Origin of the sequence: Sphingomonas psychrolutea (genome assembly GCF_014636175.1) — a bacterium.
GTDB classification, from domain to species: Bacteria; Pseudomonadota; Alphaproteobacteria; order Sphingomonadales; family Sphingomonadaceae; genus Sphingomonas; species Sphingomonas psychrolutea.
Window position 1 is genome coordinate 111,019 of the sequence record NZ_BMDW01000003.1, and the last position, 18,377, is coordinate 129,395.

General features: G+C 65.1%; 22 protein-coding genes. 8 read left to right on the forward strand and 14 right to left on the reverse strand.

The features are described 5' to 3' along the window. Positions 1-86: 86 nt before the first annotated feature. Positions 87-794 (forward strand): guanitoxin biosynthesis heme-dependent pre-guanitoxin N-hydroxylase GntA, encoded by a 708-nt coding sequence (gntA, locus tag IEV62_RS03290; RefSeq protein WP_188445441.1) that lies wholly within the window; start codon positions 87-89, stop codon positions 792-794. Further along, positions 761-1,378, forward strand: a complete 618-nt coding sequence (locus IEV62_RS03295; protein ID WP_188445442.1) for a DUF1989 domain-containing protein — start codon at positions 761-763, stop codon at positions 1,376-1,378. Before gntA ends, IEV62_RS03295 begins: the two co-directional genes overlap by 34 nt. Before the next feature lie 131 nt (positions 1,379-1,509). Here the strand turns inward: IEV62_RS03295 and IEV62_RS03300 are convergent, their stop codons facing one another. From IEV62_RS03300 to IEV62_RS03315, 4 genes are read right to left on the reverse strand one after another with little or no spacing between them, the layout of a single operon-like run. Then, positions 1,510-2,922 carry a coniferyl aldehyde dehydrogenase gene (locus IEV62_RS03300; protein WP_188445443.1) on the reverse strand — a complete coding sequence of 471 codons (1,413 nt, stop codon included), beginning with the start codon at positions 2,920-2,922 and terminating at the stop codon, positions 1,510-1,512. Continuing rightward, positions 2,919-3,371 (reverse strand): hypothetical protein, encoded by a 453-nt coding sequence (locus IEV62_RS03305; protein ID WP_188445444.1) that lies wholly within the window; start codon positions 3,369-3,371, stop codon positions 2,919-2,921. Before IEV62_RS03305 ends, IEV62_RS03300 begins: the two co-directional genes overlap by 4 nt. Then, positions 3,368-4,120: a prepilin peptidase gene (locus tag IEV62_RS03310; protein WP_188445602.1), complete on the reverse strand. Its 753-nt coding sequence runs from the start codon at positions 4,118-4,120 to the stop codon at positions 3,368-3,370. The genes IEV62_RS03305 and IEV62_RS03310 overlap by 4 nt, the downstream gene beginning before the upstream one ends. Before the next feature lie 7 nt (positions 4,121-4,127). After that, positions 4,128-4,382, reverse strand: a complete 255-nt coding sequence (locus tag IEV62_RS03315) for a hypothetical protein (RefSeq protein WP_229732798.1) — start codon at positions 4,380-4,382, stop codon at positions 4,128-4,130. Positions 4,383-4,458: 76 nt separating this feature from the next. Between IEV62_RS03315 and IEV62_RS03320 the strand changes: the two genes are divergently transcribed. Then, complete coding sequence (locus IEV62_RS03320; RefSeq protein ID WP_188445445.1) at positions 4,459-5,646, forward strand: acetyl-CoA C-acyltransferase; 1,188 nt, start codon at positions 4,459-4,461, stop codon at positions 5,644-5,646. Positions 5,647-5,830: 184 nt separating this feature from the next. Here IEV62_RS03320 and IEV62_RS03325 read toward each other — a convergent pair whose 3' ends face one another. Both IEV62_RS03325 and IEV62_RS03330 read right to left on the reverse strand, forming a co-directional pair. Further along, entirely contained in the window at positions 5,831-6,307 is a 477-nt protein-coding gene (locus IEV62_RS03325; RefSeq protein ID WP_229732799.1) for a GNAT family N-acetyltransferase, read from the reverse strand. Beyond that, on the reverse strand, positions 6,304-6,795 hold the full coding sequence (locus IEV62_RS03330) for an SH3 domain-containing protein (RefSeq protein WP_188445447.1): 492 nt from the start codon (positions 6,793-6,795) through the stop codon (positions 6,304-6,306). The genes IEV62_RS03325 and IEV62_RS03330 overlap by 4 nt, the downstream gene beginning before the upstream one ends. A gap of 97 nt (positions 6,796-6,892) precedes the next feature. On the opposite strand from IEV62_RS03330, the gene IEV62_RS03335 reads away from it, so the two are divergent. Beyond that, on the forward strand, positions 6,893-7,891 hold the full coding sequence (locus tag IEV62_RS03335) for a 2-hydroxyacid dehydrogenase (RefSeq protein WP_188445448.1): 999 nt from the start codon (positions 6,893-6,895) through the stop codon (positions 7,889-7,891). A gap of 12 nt (positions 7,892-7,903) precedes the next feature. Here the strand turns inward: IEV62_RS03335 and IEV62_RS03340 are convergent, their stop codons facing one another. Then, positions 7,904-8,788 carry a hypothetical protein gene (locus tag IEV62_RS03340; protein WP_188445449.1) on the reverse strand — a complete coding sequence of 295 codons (885 nt, stop codon included), beginning with the start codon at positions 8,786-8,788 and terminating at the stop codon, positions 7,904-7,906. Between the two features lie 282 nt (positions 8,789-9,070). Further along, complete coding sequence (uvrC, locus tag IEV62_RS03345; protein ID WP_188445450.1) at positions 9,071-10,993, reverse strand: excinuclease ABC subunit UvrC; 1,923 nt, start codon at positions 10,991-10,993, stop codon at positions 9,071-9,073. An 86-nt stretch (positions 10,994-11,079) separates the two neighbouring features. On the opposite strand from uvrC, the gene IEV62_RS03350 reads away from it, so the two are divergent. Continuing rightward, on the forward strand, positions 11,080-11,424 hold the full coding sequence (locus tag IEV62_RS03350; RefSeq protein ID WP_188445451.1) for a hypothetical protein: 345 nt from the start codon (positions 11,080-11,082) through the stop codon (positions 11,422-11,424). A gap of 20 nt (positions 11,425-11,444) precedes the next feature. Here IEV62_RS03350 and IEV62_RS03355 read toward each other — a convergent pair whose 3' ends face one another. The 6 genes from IEV62_RS03355 to IEV62_RS03380 all read right to left on the reverse strand — a co-directional run bounded on the left by IEV62_RS03355 (position 11,445) and on the right by IEV62_RS03380 (position 14,334). Then, positions 11,445-11,780, reverse strand: coding sequence for a hypothetical protein (locus IEV62_RS03355; protein WP_188445452.1), 336 nt, complete (start codon positions 11,778-11,780; stop codon positions 11,445-11,447). Positions 11,781-11,892: 112 nt separating this feature from the next. Beyond that, positions 11,893-12,459 (reverse strand): F0F1 ATP synthase subunit B family protein, encoded by a 567-nt coding sequence (locus tag IEV62_RS03360; protein ID WP_188445453.1) that lies wholly within the window; start codon positions 12,457-12,459, stop codon positions 11,893-11,895. Beyond that, complete coding sequence (locus IEV62_RS03365; protein WP_188445454.1) at positions 12,452-12,946, reverse strand: F0F1 ATP synthase subunit B family protein; 495 nt, start codon at positions 12,944-12,946, stop codon at positions 12,452-12,454. Before IEV62_RS03365 ends, IEV62_RS03360 begins: the two co-directional genes overlap by 8 nt. Before the next feature lie 15 nt (positions 12,947-12,961). Further along, the gene (locus tag IEV62_RS03370) at positions 12,962-13,174 is read right to left on the reverse strand and encodes a F0F1 ATP synthase subunit C (RefSeq protein WP_010164404.1); all 213 of its coding nucleotides are present in this window, start codon (positions 13,172-13,174) and stop codon (positions 12,962-12,964) included. Positions 13,175-13,234: 60 nt separating this feature from the next. Further along, positions 13,235-13,993, reverse strand: coding sequence for a F0F1 ATP synthase subunit A (locus IEV62_RS03375; protein WP_188445604.1), 759 nt, complete (start codon positions 13,991-13,993; stop codon positions 13,235-13,237). A gap of 56 nt (positions 13,994-14,049) precedes the next feature. After that, entirely contained in the window at positions 14,050-14,334 is a 285-nt protein-coding gene (locus tag IEV62_RS03380; protein WP_188445455.1) for an AtpZ/AtpI family protein, read from the reverse strand. A 195-nt stretch (positions 14,335-14,529) separates the two neighbouring features. Here IEV62_RS03380 and radC point away from each other — a divergent pair, with 195 nt between their 5' ends. The 3 genes from radC to IEV62_RS03395 all read left to right on the forward strand — a co-directional run bounded on the left by radC (position 14,530) and on the right by IEV62_RS03395 (position 18,209). After that, entirely contained in the window at positions 14,530-15,213 is a 684-nt protein-coding gene (gene radC, locus IEV62_RS03385; protein WP_188445456.1) for a RadC family protein, read from the forward strand. Positions 15,214-15,372: 159 nt separating this feature from the next. Beyond that, positions 15,373-16,689, forward strand: a complete 1,317-nt coding sequence (gene purB, locus IEV62_RS03390; RefSeq protein WP_188445457.1) for an adenylosuccinate lyase — start codon at positions 15,373-15,375, stop codon at positions 16,687-16,689. Then, positions 16,686-18,209 carry an ArnT family glycosyltransferase gene (locus tag IEV62_RS03395; RefSeq protein WP_188445458.1) on the forward strand — a complete coding sequence of 508 codons (1,524 nt, stop codon included), beginning with the start codon at positions 16,686-16,688 and terminating at the stop codon, positions 18,207-18,209. Before purB ends, IEV62_RS03395 begins: the two co-directional genes overlap by 4 nt. Positions 18,210-18,377 lie beyond the last annotated feature (168 nt).

Here is an 18,377-nt window from a genome sequence, read left to right on the forward strand (position 1 = left end):
CTCCCAAAGGGAGAGCGAATGGATGGTTGATCCGTATCAGCATGGTTCTCGCGGAACTTCCCCCCGAAAAACGCGTCTTACCCCTCATGCCTACCCCCGCGACCCCCATGTTTCCCTGGCGCCACCGCGCACAGGGCGATTTCCAGGCTTTGCTCGACGCGCATGTCGCGGCGGCAGAATTTCCGTGCGTCGGCGCCAAAGCCGCGCTCGCCAAGGGCACGCTGTCGGTGCTTGCTTGCGACCGGATCGACAGCGCGTGGGACGATCTGCGCATCCATGACGGCCTGCTCAATTTCGCTGCCGACTATCGCGCCGACCCCGGCCTGTTCCGCAGCTTCGCGGTGATCTTCGGCGGCCCCGACGATCTCAGCGAGGAAGCGTTCGAAGCGGCCCTATGGCAACGCGCGCAATCGCTCTCCGACAAGGATCATTGGCGCGGTCAGGGCTATGATTCCGGCGTCAGTGCCGATCCCGACAGCCCGCATTTCTCGCTGAGCTTCGGCGGCGAGGCGTTCTTCATCGTTGGCCTCCACCCGCGCGCCAGCCGCCCGGCGCGCCGCTTCGCGCAGCCGACGATGGTCTTCAACCTCCACGACCAGTTCGAAACGCTCCGCGCGCAAGGCCGCTACGAGGGCATGCGCGAGAAGATCCTCGTCCGCGACGAAGCGCTGGCCGGATCGCGCAACCCGATGCTCGCTCGCCACGGCGAGTCGAGCGAGGCCCGCCAATATAGCGGCCGCGCGGTCGAAGACGGCTGGAAATGCCCCTTCTCGTACGCAGGCACGCCCGATTGACCGACACCATCGAAATCCCCGAGCGCAGCGGGACTGCCTTCTTGCTCGCGGCAGGCCAAACGCTGACCGTGATCGATCCGCGCGGCGTGCAGGTGGCCGATCTGCTCGCCTTCAACGCCGATGATCTAGCCGAGGTGATCTCGTCGGGCCGCTCGCTCGATTATGCCGAGACGATCTTTCTGACCACCGGCCACATCCTCTATTCGAATCGCTCGCGCCCGATGCTGTCGATCATCGCCGATACGGTCGGGCGGCACGATTTCCTGCTCACGCCCTGTTCGTACGACACCTTCCACCATTTCTATCCCGACCTGCCGCCGCATCGCGGCTGCTTCGGCAATCTCGCCGCCGCGCTCGAGCCATGCGGCGTCGCGCCGGACGCGATCCCGACCGCGTTCAATTGCTTCATGAATGTCGCCGTCGACGGAACCACCGGCATCCTGTCGGTCCTACCCCCGATCAGCCGCGCGGGCGATCACATCGTGTTCCGCGCGGAGATGGATCTGATCATCGGCCTGACGGCGTGCTCGGCCCCGGCGAGCAATGGCGGGAGTTTCAAGCCGATCGAGTATCGGGTGGATTGAAAGCCGTTGCATACCCCCTGACCACCCCGGCGAAGGCCGGGGCCCAGTCGTGAGACGAGTATTGGTTGACGTTGCGCGTCGTTACATAAACCTTCGCAACTGGGCCCCGGCCTTCGCCGGGGTGGAGACCGCTACTTCATCTGCCGCTTCACACTCGCCATCGTCGCCTTGCCATAAGGCGGCTTCAGCCCCGCCAGCTTCGCCACGTCGAGCTTGGCCTGCTTGTACACCGCCTTGGCATGGCTGAACGTCTTGAACCCGTCGGTCCCGTGATATGATCCCATCCCCGATGGCCCGATCCCGCCGAACGGCAGTTCCTCCATCGAAACGTGGAACACCACATCGTCGAGCGTCACGCCCCCCGAGATCGTCCGGTCGAGCACGCGCCGCCGCTCGGCCTCGTCTGGCCCGAAATAATAGAGCCCGAGCGGCCGGTCGCGCCGGTTGACCTCGGAAATCGCGTCGTCGATCGCGCGATAACTGCGCACCGGCAGGATCGGCCCGAACAATTCCTCCTGCATCACGATCATGTCATCGGTCGCGTTCCGTACGATGTGCAGCGGCATCTTCCGCGCGTTCGATCCCGCAAAATCCTCCCCGCCGGGATTGACCACCTCGACCGTCGCGCCCTTGGCGCGCGCATCCGCGACCCAATCGGTCAGCCGCTGATGATGCCGGTCGTTGATGATTGCGGTGTAATCAGGATTGGCGAGCAAGGTCGGATACATCGCCGACACCGCCGCCTTCAGTCCGTCGACCACAGCCTGTTCCTGCGCCTCGGGAACCAGCATGTAATCGGGCGCGAGGCAGATTTGTCCGGCGTTGAGCATCTTGCCGATCGCGACGCGCTCAGTCGTCTTGGCGATATCGGCGCCCTTGCCGACGATCACCGGCGACTTGCCGCCCAGTTCCAGCGTCACCGGCGTCAGATTATCAGCGGCGGCGTGCAGGATATGCCGCCCGATGCCCGTAGCGCCGGTGAAGATCAAATGGTCGAACGCCAGCTCCGAAAACGCCTTGCCGACATCCGCCCCGCCGCTGAAGAAAGCGAGCTCGTCCTCCGCGAAATATTTCGGGCAAAGCTCCTCAAACAACGCCGCCGTTCGCGCGGTGAACTCACTCGTCTTGACCATCACGCGGTTGCCCGCCGCGAACGCGCCCGCGACCGGCCCCATCACCAGATTGACCGGGAAATTCCACGGCGCGATCACGCCGACCACGCCCTTGGGCTGATATTCGACCCACGCCCGCGCGCCGAGCAGACCGAGCGGAAATTGCACCGCGCGCGGGTCGCGCCGCATCCATTTTTCGACCGATTTCAGCGCATGTTTAAGCGGCGCGATCGAGGATGCGATATCGGTCAGCATCGATTGTTCACGGCTACGATGCCCGAAATCCTCGCTCAGCGCGTCGCAAAACGCCTCGGCATTGTCGCCGATCATTGCGACCGCGCGCTTCAACCGGTCTTTGCGCACCGCCAGCGTGACCGGCAATTCGTCCATGAAACGCGCGCGTTGCAGCGCCAGAACATCCTGCATCGTCATGCCGCGCATCCAATCATCCCCGCGACCGGCACCACGAGGCTGTCTTGCCCCGCCCGGTCGATTTGCAAAATCCCCTCAGGCACCAACGCCCCGCCGCTGAGCGTCTCGCGCGGTTCGATTTTCAGGGTCAGCTTGGCGGCGGTGCTGCCGCTGCCATAATCGTTCGTCTCGGCAAAGCCGAACCCGCCCGCACCGACTTGGCCCGAGCGTTCGAGATCGACGATCGTCCCCGCAATCGACAGCCGCAACCGCGCGGGATCGGCCTGCGCCATCGCCACCAGCGCGCGCGTGCCGCTCGCCGTCCACAGAAACGCGGCACAGCCCCGCTCCGGCAGATCCTGCCGCGGAATCGCGCCGATCGGCAAGCCATCGATCGACGGCGTAGGTGCCGCCGGTGCCGTCGCCGGTGCAGCCTGGGCGAGGGCGGCGAGAAAGAGAAGCATGCTCATGGAACCGATCCTAACAGCAACAGCCACGCCGGGTAAGCGGCGATCGCGAGCAGCGCGCCGAACGGCTTCGCATCGGTCAGCGCCGCGCTTTTGCCCGTCGCCATCCCGACCAGCACGAGCGCGAGGCCGGTGAGCGCGGCCAGAAAAACCACGACCGGCAGGATCTGCCACCCCAGCCACAATCCAATCGCGCCGAGCATCTTGGGGTCCCCCCCGCCCAGGCCGTCCCGCTTGCGCAGCAGGCGATAGCCTTCCCCAATCAGCCACAAGACAGCAAAGCCCCCTGCCCCGCCGATCAGCCGATCCGCCAACGACGGCTCGACCCCCAGCCATCCGGTGACCAAACCGCCGATCGCCAGCGTCACGGTCAGCACATTGGGCAGCACGAAATACGCCAGATCGAGCGCCGCTAACGTCAGCAGCAACCAGCCAAACACTGCCCCCGCCAGCCCGACCGGACCCGGCACCGCAATGCCCGCCAGCACACCCACAAACACGCAGCCCAGCTCGATCTGCCAATGCCGCGCATCGATCCGCGCGCCGCACCTCCGGCACCGCCCACGCGCCACGGCCGCGCTCCATAACGGGATCAGGTCGCGCGCGCTCAGCGTCGCATGGCACGTGTCGCAGTGCGACCGCCCCCGCAGCACCGACCGCGCCGCGCCCCAGCGCACAACCAGTGTCGCAAGAAAGCTCCCGATCACCGCGCCGAGCACGCCGAGCAGCACCGGCCACCACAGATCGGCCATCACCTGCTCAGCCATTCGGCGCCTTGCGAATCAAGTAGCGATACGCCCCGTAAAGATCGATCACCAGCAGCACGGCGTTCTGCGTGCCGAGTGCGAAGTCCCGGGTCAACACCGCTCCCCCCATCCACGCCACCGCCGATACCGCAAACAGCACCAGCCCCCAGCCCGTCAGCCGCCGCCCCAGATCGAGCGACACCATCGTCGCGGCGATAATGCCGCCACCCGACGCCGCCCATTTCAAAACGGTGGTCAGCGTGTCCATTGCGATCTCCCGAACGTTTGTAAATCCGGGAGCGGAAGCCTAGATCGCGGTCACAAGTTCCACCGGAGCCAAAAACATGTCCAGCGATCCCATCGTCATCGTCTCTTATGCCCGCACTCCGATGGGGTCGTTCCAGGGCACGCTGACCGGCGCGACCGCGACCGAACTGGGTGCGGCGGCGGTCGGCGGCGCGGTGGCGCGCGCGGGCGTTTCGGCGGAAGCGATCGAGCGCATCTATATGGGCTGCGTCCTCCCCGCCGGCCTCGGCCAGGCCCCGGCGCGCCAGGCCGCGCTCAAGGCCGGCTTGCCCGATCATATCGAGGCGACGACGGTCAACAAGATGTGCGGCTCGGGCATGATGGCGACGATGCTCGCCGCCGATGCACTCGCCGCCGGTTCGGCCGATCTGCTGATCGCGGGCGGCATGGAGAGCATGACCAACGCGCCGTATCTCTCGCTGCGCCACCGCAGCGGCGCGCGGATCGGGCATGACGTGCTGAAAGATCACATGTATCTCGACGGCCTCGAAGATGCCTACGAGCCCGGCAAGCTGATGGGCAATTTCGCCGAGGACACCGCCGCCGTCTACCAATTCACCCGCGCCCAGATGGACGATTACGCGATCGAATCGCTCCACCGGGCGCGCCGCGCGCAGGAATCGGGCGCGTTCGACCGCGAAATCGTCGGCGTCGAGGTCGCGGGGCGCAAGGGCCCGACCACCGTTCTGCTGGACGAACAACCGGCCCGCGGCGATGTCGCCAAAATCCCCACGCTCAAGCCCGCTTTCTCGAAGGATGGCAGCATCACCGCCGCCAACGCCTCGTCCATCTCGGACGGCGCCGCCGCTTTGGTGATGACGCGCGCGAGCGTGGCCGAGAAGCTCGGTCTCACCCCCATCGCGCGGATCGTGGCGCAGGCCGCGCACGCGCACGCGCCGTCGCTCTTCACCACCGCGCCGGTGTTCGCGATGCGCAAGGCGCTCAAGCGCGCGGGCTGGTCGACCAAGGATGTCGATCTGTTCGAGGTCAACGAAGCCTTTGCCGTCGTGGCGATGATCGCGATGCGCGATCTCGACATCGCGCACGACCGCATCAACGTGAACGGCGGCGCCTGCGCGCTCGGCCATCCGATCGGCGCGAGCGGCGCGCGCATCCTCGCGACTTTGCTCTCGGCGCTCGAAGCGCACGGCCAGAAGCGCGGGATCGCGTCGCTGTGCATCGGCGGCGGCGAAGCGACCGCGGTCGCGGTGGAATTGATGCACTGAGTTTCAGAAGAAGAAGGTTGGTTCGCGCGGAGACGCGGAGGCGCGGAGGGTTTGCGCTCGCTGAGAGGCCGGGAGACATATTGGACGTCCAATTTGTTGCGCGCGAAAGGTAAGGGCGAACCGACCTTCTTCTTCTTCTCCGCGTCTCCGCGCCTCCGCGCGAACCAACCTTCTTCTCTTCTTCCTAAATCACGAGCGAATAGTACCGGCTAAATTCGGTATCGACATAATCCGCAAACGGCCCACACTCCACAAACCCCGCCGCCGCATATAAAGCCCGCGCCGCAGCGAACGGCGGGTTCGACCCCGTCTCCAGGCTCACCCGTCGATACCCGCGCGCCCGCGCCTCGGCGATCAGATGCTCGAGCATCGCCCGCGCAACACCCCGCCGCACTTGCCCCGGCGCCGTCCGCATCGATTTCAATTCGCCATGCGCCGGATCGAGCTGCTTCAGCGCCCCCATCCCGAGCAACGCCGCGCCCTCCCACAAAGTCCACAGCGTCACATCATCCGCGCGCAACCCGCTGAGATCGAGCGCAAAAACCGCCCCCGGCGGAGAATTTTCGAACGCCGCGCGCACATGCAGCTCGATCAGCGCCGCCACATCCGGGTGCAACAGATCGTCACGAACGATCCGCCAGCCCGCGCCACGCGCGCTCAATTGAGCACTTCGCCCGGCTCGACCCCCCACAGCCGCACCGCCTCGATATAGCCGCCGCGCCCGCGCGAATCGAAATAGCACCAGCCGCGCGCGCATTTGCTCAAGCGGCCCACCACGCCCGGCGCCACGCGCCAGCGGATCCGTCCGCCCTCGCGCGGCGAATCGCGCAATTCGGCGACCGTTCCCATCACCAGCCCGGTGCGCGTCTCGCTGAGCAACGACCCCATCATCCAGCCCTGAATCCCGCCCGGATCCTCGACCTTGTACCACGCGCCATGATCATAAATGTCGAGCACCTTCACCGGCAAATCGGCGCGCTGATACAGCCAGCTCGACGGATAGCTCCGCCCCGGCCCGGTCCGCATCCGCGCCTTGCCCGCCGCGATCGAGCCGAAATACGGCGTCTTCTTGGTCACCAACGCGGCGAACGAGGGCACGGCCAGCGCCACGATCGTCACCGCCAGGATCATCCGGCCCGCACTGCGCATACTCAACCCCTGTGAATTACCCGGCCTTCCTACCGTGCTTGCCCCACCCGCTTCAACACCCGTTGACGCAGGCAAACGCCTCCGCCAAGCCTGTGCCATGCCCGAAATGAGACGCGTCCCGAGCCCAAAGATTGTGGTCACCCGCGAATTGCCCGATGCGGTGATGGACCGGATGGAGCAATTGTTCGACGCAACCATCCACCGCGGCCCGACCGGCCTCACCCGCGATCAGCTCGCCACCGCGATGACGACCTGCGACGTGCTCGTCCCGACCGTCACCGATGAGATCGACGCCGACCTCATCACCAACGCCGGCCCCAACCTCAAACTGATCGCCAATTTCGGCGCCGGCGTGAACCATATCGCGCTGAAGGCCGCCCGCGCGCGCGGCATTATCGTCACCAACACCCCCGGCGTGCTGACCGAGGATACCGCCGACATGACGATGGCGCTGATCCTCTCCGTCCCGCGCCGCCTTGCCGAGGGCGAGAAGCTCGTCCGCTCGGGCGAATGGAAGGGCTGGAGCCCGGGCGGGATGCTCGGCCACCGCATCGGCGGCAAGGCACTCGGCATTATCGGCATGGGGCGGATCGGTCAGGCGGTGGCACTCCGCGCCCGCGCCTTCGGCCTGTCGATCCACTACCACAACCGCCACCGCCTCCCCGCTGTGCTCGAAGCGCAACTCGCCGCGACCTGGCACGAAAATCTCGACGCGATGCTGTCGAGCATCGACATCCTGACGCTCCACACCCCGCGCAACGCCGACAGCGAAGGCATGATCGACGCCCGCCGCATCGCGTTGCTGCGCCGCCACGTCCACCTGATCAACACCTCGCGCGGCGGCATCGTCGACGAAGACGCGCTGGTCGCCGCGCTGGAGGCGGGCGCACTGGCCGGAGCGGGCTTGGATGTGTGGAAGCACGAACCCCAAATCGACCCGCGCTTATTAGCGCTCCCCAACGTCGTGATGACCCCGCACATGGGCAGCGCCACCTATGAGGGGCGCCTCGCCACCGGCGACAAGGTCATCGCCAACATCCGCATGTGGGCCGACGGGCACAGGCCACCGGATCAGGTGTTGGAGGGGTGGGCCTGAGGGTCTCTCTGATCAGATCAGATCCTGGGACTGCTGGCGCGCCGCCTTACGTCGCGCGATGACGGTTGTAACAGTTTCTGTTTGTACTTTTCCGCTTGGGTCCTTGATCGCGATCTTAGAAACGATTGTCTTTTGCTGCACTCGCCCGGCCGTGTCGGTCTTAAAGGTCGTCGTAACGGTTCCGGAAATATCCTCACGCGCTCGTGCTGCCAATGCGGCATCAAGGCGGACAGCCTTCCCCGTAATCTCTCCGACGACGACGTCGCTCTCAGCGCGCGCGCGACGAAGAGCGTCGGGATCAACCTCCATCTCTGCAACAAAATTGCCCGCCTTCGCGCCGCCAGCGGGGTCCTTCAGCGGCACCGGGCCGAGCGCCCCCTTCTCCTGATACAGTATCCCTGCGCGTAGGTCGCCGGGTCCAAGATCGAACCCGTCGATGATCCCGATTGCGGAAGACGGGTCGCATTCAATTTGGAAAGCGTTCCAGGTAAATATCCAATGCCCGCACGCAGCGCGGGTCATCTTGCCAGCCTTCAACCAGCCGTCCACCCGCGCCTCAAGCTCGGCGGCGTTGAGCAGTTTTGCAGGTCCATGAAATGGCTTGAATATGCGGGCGGGCAATTGCCAGTTAGCCCTGCGACCCTGACCATTGGGGTCTGCCGGAAGATCATATTCCAGTTCAAGACCGTCTTCACGCACCGCCACCACGCGCTCGATTATCGTGTCTCGATCATTTGAGCTTCCCGAAGACGTGTCGTCGCTGGTCGCCTGAACCGAATTCCGTGTTCTTATAATCTCATAGACATCACCGGGCGCGGGCAAGGGATGTGGCGCTTCACCGAAAGCCGGGACGGCAAACAAGAGGAGCGGCCCGATCAGCCAAAAGGTCTTGGGCACAATTGCTCCTCCTCATTACGAAACGCGACCAGAAAGAAAGTACGACAATCGACGCCGGGCCATGCCGCAATCTACCTGACCCTCGCCGGATCGCACAAGCCACCGCACAACGCGGTGACCTACATCCAGGACGCAAGCCCACGAGAACATACAAGCCCCTCCCCTTCAGGGGAGGGGTTGGGGTGGGGCCGTGCCTCAGGCCGGACGCTCGTGGAGAGGCCCCACCCCCATCCCCTCCCCTGAAGGGGAGGGGCGAAGTATCATCATCACCTCGCGCGCGCCTCACCGCGCATGAAAAAAGTCATACAACTGCTGCGCCACCGCAGCGCTAACCCCCGGTGCCTTCTGCAAATCCTCCAAACTCGCCCCGCGCACCGCGCGCGCCGTCCCAAAGTGCATCAGCAACGCCTTCTTCCGCGCCGGCCCGATCCCCGGCACATCATCCAAGGGTGACGCCCCGATCGCCTTCGCCCGCTTCGCCCGGTGCGCGCCGATCGCAAACCGATGCACTTCGTCGCGCAGCCGCTGGAGATAGAACAATACCGGCGCATTGACCGGCAGCTGAAACTCGCGCCCGTCGAGCAAGTGGAACACCTCGCGCCCGTCGCGGCCGTGCATCGGCCCCTTGGCGATGCCGACCAGACACACATCCTCGATCCCCATTTCCTCGAGCACCGCCTTCACCGCATTCAACTGCCCGCGCCCGCCGTCGATCAGCACCAGATCGGGCCAGTCGCCTGCATCGCGGTCGGGGTCGTCGTTCAGCGCCCGTGCAAAGCGCCGCTGGAACACCTCGCGCATCATCCCGAAATCGTCGCCGGGGATCGTCTCGGGGTTCTTGATGTTGAACTTGCGATACTGCCCCTTGCGAAAGCCCTCGGGCCCCGCGACGACCATCGCGCCGACCGCAGCGGTCCCCTGAATATGGCTGTTGTCGTAAATCTCGATCCGGTCGGGCGGCTCGGCGAGATCGAACAGCTCGGCGACTTCGCGCAGCAATTTGGCTTGCGTCGTGCTCTCCGCCAGCCGCCGGTCGAGCGCTTCCTCGGCATTGCGCTTGGCCTGATCGAGCAAGCGCCGCCGCGTCCCCCGCTGCGGCGTCGACAGCGTTACCTTGAAGCCAACCCCAGCGCCGAGCGCCTCGCCGAGCAACGCCCCCTCCTCCAGATCGCGGTCGAGGAAGATCGTCTTGGGCGGCGGCACTTCCTCGTAAAATTGCGCGAGGAAGCCGGTGAAAATCTCGTCCTCGGGCACATCGGCGGTATGCGCCGGGAAGAAGCTGCGATGCCCCCAATTCTGCCCGCCGCGGATGAAAAACGCCTGGATGCCGATCACGCCATTCTTGTTGGCCATCGCGAAGATGTCGACATCGCCCATCCCCTCGGCATTGATCGCTTGGCTCCCTTGAATGAAGGTCAGCGCGCGCAAGCGATCGCGCAGGATCGCGGCAAGCTCAAAGTCCATCGCCGCCGCTGCCGCCTCCATCTGGCCACCGAGCTTCGCCTGCACTTGGGTCGATTTACCCGCCAGAAACGCCTTGGCGTCGCTCACCAGATCGGCATAGCCCGCGGTATCGATCCGCCCGACGCACGGCGCCGAACAGCGCTTGATCTGGTAGAGCAGACACGGCCGGTCACGATTCTTGAAGATGCCATCGGTGCAGCTCCGCAGCAGGAACAATTTCTGCAACGCGTTGAGTGTGTTGTTGACCGATCCGGCGCTGGCGAACGGCCCGTAATAATTGCCCTTCGCGCGCCGCGCACCGCGATGCTTCTGGATGCGCGGGAAGTCATGATCCGCGCGCAGCAGGATGAACGGAAAGCTCTTATCGTCGCGCAACAGCACATTGTACGCCGGACGATAGCGCTTGATCAGCTGCGCTTCGAGCAGCAGCGCCTCCGCCTCGTTATTGGTCGTGACGATCGTCATGCTGCGCGTCTGCGCGACCATCCGCTGGAGCCGCTTGGTCAGCCGCTCGACTTGCGTGTAATTGGTCACGCGGTTCTTGAGCGCCTTGGCCTTGCCGACATACAGCACGTCGCCACGTGCATCGAGCATCCGGTACACGCCGGGGCGGACGGGGAGCGTCGCCAGCACGTTGCGGATCGCGGCAATCCCCGCCTCGAGATCGGGCGCGTCGCTGCCGCGGACAGTGTAGGTGGCCTGGTCTTCGTTGAAGCGGGTCGGGGCGTTGGGATCGGACATTGTCGCTTGATCTAGGCATTCGCGCGGACGGATGCCACGCCCTTCATCGCTATAATCTGCCGCTGCGCGCTGCTATCGTCGTGGGCATGTATATCTCGATCACCGGGCTCAAGCTCAACGGCCCGCTCTCCGCCCCGCGTTTCTGGTGGCATGCGCTGCGCTCGATGGCGCAGGCGAAGCGCGCGCCCGGCAATATCTCGGCCGATGCGCGGGTGATCGACGGGGTGCACCACACGCTCACCGTGTGGAACGACCGGACGGCAATGCTGACATATCTGCGCAGCGGCGCGCATCTGCAGGCGATGCGCGCGTTCCACGGCATCGCCACGGGGGCGGTGACGGGATATGAGGCCGATGCCGCACCCGATTGGACCGCCATCCCGGCGATCTGGCGCGAGCGCGGGCGCTGGGTAACGCCGGGCAAGGCCTGAAGCCCCGCCCGGCTACCGGTTTACTTGATCGCGGCGAGGTCAGCCTTGACCTTGGCCAGCGCCGCATCGCTCAGCGCGCCTTGCGACATCGGCTGGACCTGGTTGAGCGACATGCCCTTGAACTGGTCGTACATCGGGTGCGACGTGATGTTCTGCAGGTCGGTGTCGAGCACTGCCTTGGCGGCAGGATCGGCGGCGATCGTCTCGATCGGCGTGTCGAGCGTGAACTTGGCGGTGCCTTCGGTCGTGGTGGCCGCAGGCGCGGTGACTGCCGGCGCGGCGGGTGCAGGAGCGGTCTGGGCGGCGAGCGGAGCAGCAGTCAGTGCAACGATCGCGGCGAGGATGACAGACTTCATGGGGGAGCCTCTTTCGAAAGTGAAAGCGGCGCGAATCGCCGCGGTCCCGTGTTTAGCCGGATCAGTAGCGAAACAAAATGGACCTCGTAATAATGCGGGGGGGGGCCCGGGCTTAGTTGAGACGACCGAGTCCGGCGATCGTGCGATCAACCAGCGCCTTGTCGGCATCGGCGCCGTGGCGCTCGGCGATGATCGCCGCGGCGGCCCGCGTCGCCGCATCGGCGGCGAGCGCACGGACCTCGGCAATCGCGCCGCGCTCGGCGGCGGCGATCTTGTCCTCGGCCATCGTCTGGCGGCGTGCAATCAGGTTGGTCAAATCAGCCTCGGCCTTTGCGAGCATCGCGGCGGCCTCGGCTTCGGCATGGGCGACAATCGCGGCGGCGTCGCCGGCGCTGGCGGCGTTGCGCGCTTTGGCTTCGGCAAGTTGCGCCTCGGCCTCGGCCCGCAGCTTCGATGCTTCATCGAGCTGGTTCCGGATCGTCGCAATCCGTGCATCGAGCGCGCCCGCGATCATCTTGGGCACCTTTTGCCAGATCATGATGCCGATCACCACCAGCATCGACAGCGCGACGAACCCCGCCGCCGTGACGCCCAGAAAGGCTGGTTCGTGGTGCAATTCGGCAACGCCGGTCTGCGCAACGGTGTTGAGCGTGGTGGCCTCAGCCCCGGGATTAACCATGTGCTAATTCTGCCTTGACCCGCGTCGCGATCGTCGCGCGATCGACCGCTACGCCTGACAGCTTGGCGACAATCTGCGCGACCGCATCGGTGGTCGCCGTTTCGATTTCGGCGAGGGCCGCCGTTTTCGAGCTTTCGATTTGGGCGGTGGCGGTCGCAATCCGCGCCGCCATCGCCGCATCGCTCGTCTTCAGACTGGCCTCGGTGCTGGCGGTTACCCGCGTCTTCGCCGCAGCGATGGCGACGGTCGCCGTGCTACGGGCAGAGTCGAGCCCGGCCTGATAGTCACGCTCGGAAGCGAGCGCAGTCGCGCGCGCGCCCTCTGCCGCAGCGATGTCCCCCTGGATACGAGCATTCCGGTCGTCGACCGTTTTCTCGATCTTGGGGACCATCGCCTTGCCGATCCCGAAATAGATCAGCGCGAAGACGATCGCGAGCCAGAACAGCTGCGAAGCGTAGATCTCGCCGATTTGGGATAGCTGCGGCATTGGACGCGCTCGCTCTTACTTGACGACGAAGAGGATGAGGATCGCAACGACGAACGCGATCAGGCCGAGAAGCTCCGAAGCCGCGAAGCCGATGAACAGGCGGCCCTGCTGGCCGTCTGCTGCGCCGGGGTTACGGAGTGCGCCTTCGAGGAACGAGCCGAACACGTTGCCCACGCCGAGTGCCGCGAGACCGACACCGATCGCTGCCAGGCCGGCACCGATGTACATTGCACCAAGATCAGTCATGATTAACTCCCTAGAAATACGGTAGATTGGTTGTTGAAAACTCTAGTGCAGATGCACCGCGTCGTGAAGGTACAGCGACGTGAGCAAGGCGAACACATAGGCCTGGATCGCGCAGACCAGCAGCTCGAGCGCGCTGACCCCGATGATCATGATGAAGCTCAGGATGCCGACGACCGAGCCGAGCCCGCCGCCCGCGCTGAAGCCCTGCACCACGAAACTGCCGAACACTTCGAGCAGGATGTGCCCCGCCGTCATCGCGACGAACAGTCGCAGCGCGAGCGAGAAGGGGCGGACCATGAACGACACGAATTCGACCGGGATGATCACCGGCATCAGCCACGCCGGCGCGCCGTGCGGCACGAACAGCGTGAAGAATTTGAAGCCATGCTTCCAGAACCCAACCGCCAACACGATCCCGAACGACAGGAAGGCGAGGATCGCGGTCACCGTGATATGGCTCGTCACCGCAAAAGTATGCAGCCCCGGCACGATCGACAACGGCAGGACGCCGACGAGATTGGCGAACAGGATGAAGTAGAACAGCGAGAAGATGTACGGCGCAAATTTCTTGCCGCCGGCACCGATGTTCACCGACACCATATTGTCGATGAAGCTGACCGCATCTTCCGCCGCAACCTGCCAGCGACCGGGCACGAGCTGACGCTTCAGCCCGCCCGAGATGAACAAGGCGAGCAACACGAACACGACGACCATGAACAGCGCCGAATTGGTGAACGACACGTCATAACCGAACAGGCTCATATGGCGGCCGAGCACGGGCTCCACCATGAACTGTTCCATCGGATCGATCTTACCAGCGCTCGCGCTTGCGGCGGTCACGGCGTTCGCTACGGCGCTCACTGGGCGCGCTCCTTCGAAATCTTGATGATGTTAAGGAACGCCCCGACAATCGCGAGCGTCAGCACGATCAGCAAGGCCCAAGGCGACGTGCCGAGCCACTGATCGAGCGCCCAGCCCATAATCCCGCCACCGAACAAGGCACCGAGCAGCAGCGCGAGGACTTTCGATCCCTGCCCATAGCCCTTTGCTTGCGGTGCCGCGACGCCAGCGCGCGACAGTCCGGCCGCTTTTGCCGAGGCAATGCGGGCGTCCAAATCGTCAGTCTGGCGGTCGTCGGCCAAGGGCGGCTATCCTGATAAGAAAACGCCGCGATGCTGTTGGCACCGCGACGATGAACATCGGGGAACTACGATGACCTGCAACAAGCCGCCGTTTCACGGGCCGTTTAGGAAGCTGACCGGGGGGTGTCAACTCTTGTGCACCGCGACGCGCGATCCGTTGCGCAGCGGCGCGCGGGGCGATAGTCTTTGCGACCGATGAGCACCCCTGCCCCCGATCATGCCGGACATCGCGGGCGCTTGCGCCAGCGGCTGCTCGAACAAGGCGGCGAAGGCCTGCTCGACCATGAACTCGTCGAATATCTGCTCGCGCTGGCCATCCCGCGGCGCGACACCAAACCGCTCGCCAAGGCGCTGCTGGCCGAATTCGGCGGCGTGGGCGCGCTGTTCACCGCCGATGCCGCTGCCTTGATGCGCGTCCCCGGCATGGGCGAGACCAGCGCCGCTGCGATCCGCATCGTCCAGGCGACCGCTTTGCGCCTGCTCCGCGCCGAGGCGAGCGTCCAGCCCGTGCTGGCGAGCTGGCAAGCGCTGATCGATTATCTCCATGTCGACATGGCGCACCGCACGACCGAACGCGTCCGCGTGCTCCACCTCAATACCCGCAACGTCCTGATCCGCGACGAAGTGATGAGCGACGGTTCGATCGACGAAGCCGCGCTGTATGTCCGCGAGGTGATCCGCCGTGCGATCGATCTCGGGTCGGCCGCGATCATCCTCGTGCACAATCACCCAAGCGGCGATCCGGCACCGAGCCGCGCGGACATCGACTTGACCCGCAAGGTAGCAGAAGCGGGCAAACGGCTCGGCATCGCGCTGCACGATCACATCATCATCGGCGCGAGCGGGCATTCGAGCCTGCGCGCGATGGGGTTGCTGTAGACGGGCGACACGTCAAGCATTCCCGCTGACGGCGACTGCGTAACGATACGGCCCGAATCGGCCGATTTGAAGGGTCGGCCCGTCCCTGCTAACGCGCAGCTTGTCGTGGTTCCGAGCCGATTCTGCGATGACCCGACCCTGCCGACCCAAGGAAATCCAATGATCCCGCGCTATTCCCGCCCCGATATGGTCGCGATCTGGACGCCCGAGGCGCGCTTTGGCATCTGGTTCGAGATCGAAGCGCACGCCACCGACGCGCTCGCCGAGCTCGGCGTGGTGCCCAAGGAAGCCGCCGCCGCGATCTGGGCAAAGGGCGCGTTCGAGGTCGAGCGGATCGACGAGATCGAGCGCGAGACCAAGCACGACGTGATCGCCTTCCTGACCAATGTCGCCGAACATGTCGGCCCCGAGGCGCGCTTCATGCACCAGGGCATGACCTCGTCGGACGTGCTCGACACCTGCCTGTCGGTGCAGCTCGCGCGGGCGAGCGACTTGCTGCTCGCCGATATCGACGCCTTGCTCGCGGTGCTCAAACGCCGCGCGATCGAACACAAGATGACGCCGACGATCGGGCGCAGCCACGGCATCCATGCCGAGCCGGTCACCTTCGGGCTGAAACTCGCCCAGGCCTATGCCGAGTTCGACCGCAACCGCGCCCGGCTCGTCACGGCGCGCGCCGACATCGCGACCTGTGCGATTTCGGGCGCGGTCGGCACCTTCGCCAATATCGATCCGTTCGTCGAAGCGCATGTCGCGGAGAAAATGGGGCTGACGATCGAACCCGTTTCGACTCAGGTCATCCCGCGCGACCGCCACGCGATGTTTTTCGCGACGCTGGGCGTGATCGCCTCGTCGATCGAACGCCTCGCGACCGAAATCCGTCATTTGCAGCGCACCGAAGTGCTCGAAGCGGAGGAGTTCTTCGCGCCCGGCCAGAAGGGCTCGTCGGCGATGCCGCACAAGCGCAACCCGGTGCTCACCGAAAACCTCACCGGCCTTGCGCGGATGGTGCGCGGCTATGTCACGCCCGCGCTGGAAAATGTGGCGCTATGGCATGAGCGCGACATCAGCCACTCCTCGGTCGAGCGTTACATCGGCCCCGACGCGACGATCACGCTCGACTTCGCGCTCGCGCGGCTGACCGGCGTGATGGACAAGCTCGTCGTCTATCCTGCGCGGATGGAGAAGAACCTCAACAAGATGGGCGGCCTCGTCCATTCGCAACGCGTCTTGCTCGCGCTGACGCAAGCAGGCGTCAGCCGCGAGGACGCCTACCGGCTCGTCCAGCGCAACGCGATGAAAGTGTGGGATTCGGACGGCGCTCTGTCGCTGATGGAATTGCTCAAGGCCGATCCCGAGGTCACCGCCGCGCTGTCGGTGGCGGAGATCGAGGATAAGTTCGACCTCGGCTATCATTTGAAGCATGTCGACACGATCTTCGCGCGGGTGTTTGGCGAAGGCGACGGCAACGCGTGACGCCGACACGCCCTGACCGCGCGACGCTGATCGCGCGCGCGGCCCTGGCGATCGCCGCGATCGCCTTGGCGTGGGGCTTGGCGCGGCTCGGGTTTCACGCATTCGATGCGCTGAACGATCCGTTCGGGCGGGACTATGGCGAGGGGGTCGTCTGGCAACAGCTGCGCCGTATCGTGGCGGGAACGGGCTATGCGCCCTTGCGGGAATTCCCGGCGATCGTGTTCAATTATCCGCCGGTCTATCATCTGGTCACCGCGGCGACATCGGCGCTGTTCGGCTTGGACCAATTGTTCGCCGGGCGGCTAGTGTCGCTCGTCTCGACGATCGTGTCGGCGATGCTGGCCGGCGTCGTGACGATGATCGCGATCGGCAATGGCGAGGATCGGCGCGTTCGTGCCTTGGCCGGGATCTTCACCGCCGCGTGCTTCGCCGCGCTGCCGCTGTTGCTGACCTCGGCGCTGTTGATGCAGATCGACATGCTGGCGCTGGCCTTCACTTTGGCCGGGCTGGTGCTGGTCGTTCGCGCGGTCGATCGTCCGATGCTCGCGATCGGCGCCGGCGTTCTGTTCGCGCTCGCGCTCTACACGCGCCAGACCAGCCTCCCCGCCCCTGCTGCTGCGTTTCTCATTCTGCTGGTCGCCCGCCCGCGCGCCGCGTGGCTGCTGCTCGGCAGCGCGGTGCTCGCCTCGTTCATCGGTCTCGGCCTGATCAACGCGACGCAGAGCGACCATTTCCTGACCAACATCCTCTTCTACAATCTCAACCGGATCGCGTGGGACCATGCCGCGAAATCGCTGTTGGTGCTGTTGGCGAACATCGTGCCGATCACGCTTGGCGGCATCGGCTTCGTCGTGGCGTGGCGGCGGGTCGATCCGCGCCAGTGGCGGCGCTGGCGCGCGCGAATGCCGCGCGAAAGCGGATTGGCGGCGACGGCAATCGTCCTGCTGATGGTGATCCTCAAGACGCTGATGCTACCGATGATCCTCAAATCGGGGGCCAATGACAATTATCTGATCGACTGGTTCGCGGGCATCACGATCCTGGTCGGGATCGCGGTCGTCCCGGTCATTCGCGCGGCTTGGTCGCCATCGTTCGCACCAAACGGGCTGCTGCTGATCCTGATCGGGGTGGGTGTACCAATCCAGGTGCTCGACCCGCCGATCGTACCCGACCCGCGGTATCGCACCGGCGATGAGGCCGCAATGCGCGCCCTCGTCGCACGCGTCGGGGCGAGCCCGAAGCCGGTGGTGAGCGACGACATGGTTCTGCTCCGCCGCGCCGGGCAGAACGTTATCTGGGAACCCGCCATGATCGCCGAACTGGGCAGCGCGGGCGTGTATGATCAGGTGCGGCTCGCGGCGCACGTCCGGCGCGGCGATTTCGGGTTTTTCGTGACGTACGGCGATCGCGGTGATGTGATCTACAATCAGCGCTTTACGCCGCTGATCGCCAACGCGATCGACGCGGCCTATCCGCGGCGGGAGCGGGTGGGTGCGCTGACGCTCCATTTGCCACGCTAAAAGCGAACTTCGAACGTTCGAAACTCCATTTGAACCCCACGATTGCATTTGCTGCATGTGCGAAGGCGCGTAATAAAGTTGCGTGTGCGAGCAACAATCTCCAAATGTGTCGCAGCCGGAACGAACCGGCCCACGGAGACCCAACGATGCGTATTTTGGAAAAGCTTG